This window comes from Streptomyces sp. MBT65 (assembly GCF_016612545.1).
GTDB lineage: Bacteria > Actinomycetota > Actinomycetes > Streptomycetales > Streptomycetaceae > Streptomyces.
This window is the reverse complement of the sequence record NZ_JAENRY010000579.1, coordinates 1-2792: the sequence shown is the minus strand read 5'-3', so window position 1 is coordinate 2792 and position 2792 is coordinate 1. Positions and strand designations below refer to the sequence as shown.

Sequence of the window (2792 nt, the reverse complement as noted above, 5' to 3'; positions counted from 1 at the left end):
CTGAACCTCCGCGTCGCCGCCCGCCGACAGGCCAACGGGGTGTACACGGCCGCGTTGGCCTGTCGGCGGGCGGCGACGCGGAGGTTCAGCAGGCGCGGGGTGTCGGCGAGGGTGTCGGTGGCGTTCTGGAGGATTTCGGCCTGCGCGTCGAAGGCGTTCCACGCGGTGGTCAGGTCGGGGTCGGCGGTGACGAGGGCCCCTTCGGGGGTGAACTCCCAGCGGCGGACGCCCTGTTGGTCACGGGTCATCAGTTCCACCGGGCGATGGCCGAGCACGGCCGTACGGGAGGCCATGTAGAGGGCCTGGCCGAGGCGGGCGCCCTGCGGGTCGTCGCCGAGGGCCACCCAGAACTGGACGCCGTCCCTGCCGACGGGAATCGCGGCGTGCAGGCGCTCGGGCAGCGTGTGCGGCTCGGCATCGGCCCAGTCGGGGACGAGCGCGGGCAGGTCGTGGACGTCCGGCGGGAACTCGGCCGGGGCGAGCAGACCGTGGCCGAGGAGGTCACGCTCCTCGACGCGGAGGGTGACCGTACCGGTGACGTGCTGAGTGCCCCGCGGTCCCTCGACGAGGAGGTGGGCATCGGCGTCGACGACGTAACTCCGCGTGCCACGCGCCCCGTTGGCGGGCGCGGAGGTGCTGCCGGACTTCAGCCAGTCGCGGCGGCTGCCGGTGGTGGTGCCGCCGAAGGCGGAGGGCTGGGTCTGCCGCTGCGCGAGCGGCACACTGAGACCGGCGATCTCGTGGTTGCCTTCGTCGCCGCTGAGAAGCTCCGTGAACGAGGTCGCGAAGGAGTGGTCGGCGCCTGCGGCCGTGCTCACCGTGTCGGTGGTGTTGTGGAGCTGGTCGAGCGTGACGTCGTCGGCGTGCGTGGAACGGCGGGGGTTGTACAGGGTCACCGCGATCGTCGGGGGGTGCGAGGGCGCCCCTTCGAAGGGCGCGGTGCCGGGCATCTCGGCGGTGAGGTCGGCGACCCGCCGGGGGCGGTCGAGGGCGACCCGCCCGGCCTGGATCAACTGGCCCAGCCGGACGGCCTGTCCCTCCACCGACACGGACGTGATCTGCGCGTGCCAGCTCGGTCCGAAGCGCGGGGCCACCTGGTTCAGCGCCGTCTCCAGATGCGCCCAGCCGTCGAAGTGGAACGCCGGGGTGGGCCCCACCGGATGGAACATCTGCGCGTCGGTGAGATACGGGCCCGCGGCCGGGCCGGCCGGCCGCACGGTGTTGCGCGGGTCGACATCGGAGACGACGGACGGGGCGTTCGCCCGGGCCGGGCCGCCGGGTGCGGTGGCCTCGGTGCCGGTGAACCGCAGCGCCAGCCGGACCGGGACGGTGCTGGTGCGCGAGTTGCCCCCTGCCAGCATCGCGTCGAACCACCGGCGTACGTCACCGTCCGCGTCGGCCCAGGCGATGACACCGTTCTGGATGAGACCGCCGATGACATTGGGCGGCCAGTCGACGACCAGCGCGGAGCGGACGGAGAGCTCGTAGTCGTAGCGCAGGCCGTCGAAGTCGGCGCCGTGGTCGGTGCGCAGCCAGAAGCGGTTGTCCGCCGTGGTCGCCCGTCGCACCGAGACGCTGCTGGCCGACTGCGGGGTGAGCACCGGCGCGGCGCGGTCCGTCCTGGAGTCCTCGGGATCCCGGAACGGGCGGAGATAGCGGTTGGTGATCGTGATCGGCAGCTGCACCTGCCCGACCGCGGCGCGGGCGAGGGAACGGCCCGCCGCGGTGTGCGACTGCCACTGTTCGAGCCCCGAGCCGGGCGTCGTGGTCCCCCGGATGTCGGCCGGGTTCTGGGCCCGACGGGGCACCGCCGTCAGCATGACCTCGACCAACCGCTCACCGCCGTAGGCGTGGTGGCGGAAGTGGAAGCGGGTGGTGGCCGGGTCCTGGGTGCCGTCCGGGCCGCGGCCCGGCAGCGAGCGCAGTCCGCCGGTCGAGGTGAGCTGCATGATCCGGCTGTGCACACCCTGCTGGTAGCCGGAGTGCCCGGGGTCGATCACGCCGGGTGCCTCGGTCTCGACCAGGTCCAGCAGCTCGCGCCCGACCTGGCCGCGCCGCTCCCTGCCGTTGACCGGCACCAGCGGGATCTGGCCGGCGACGGCCGCGGGGGCGGGGGCCGTCTCGTACTCGGTGACCGAGAGGACGCCGCCGAGTCCCAGTTGCCGGTTCCGTACGAACGCCGCCGGCAGCGGGGCCTGGCCCTGGACGGGCGTGGGGGTGAGCCCCTGCACCGAGCCCATCCACCGTGCGTCACGGTCGAGTTGGCCTTGCGTCATCAGGAACTGGAGGCCGTCCGGGACGTTCACCGCGAAGCTGACGGGCTCGATCGTGCCGAGGTCGAGGACCCCGTTGAGCAGCGTGCGGGAACCCGCGCGGACAGTGACCACATAGGTGACGTCCGCGACCACGCGATGCAGGTTGCCGCTCTCGGTGGGGGTGCGGTTGACGCCCGTACTGACGGAGAGGGTGTCGGAGGTGTCGGTGCGGGACACCTGGTTGAGCCGTACCGACGGGTTGAGCTGGAGCTTGTTCGGCTTGCCGCTGGTCTGGCTGGTGGAGACCGAACCGTCCGACTCGGGACCGCCGCTGCCCTTTTCCGCCGGCGTGGACGGGTTCTGGGTGGCCACGCCGGTGGTGCCCCACTGACGTGCCTTGCCGAGGGACTTGAGCTGCTGGGCGCTGTCGGTGGCCGAGACGCCCGTCTCCAGATACTGCCGGGTGGTGTCCAGGAGTCGGGGCCGGTGGGCGACCGCCTGGATCTCCAGGGAGTACTGCCCGTCGGCGAGCGTCCC

Annotated in this window: 1 pseudogene; it reads right to left on the bottom strand. The window is 72.9% G+C overall.

Going from position 1 to position 2792, the window contains the following annotated elements:
- Window positions 1-2792, bottom strand: a pseudogene (locus tag JHN63_RS50580) (hypothetical protein); the annotation flags it as partial.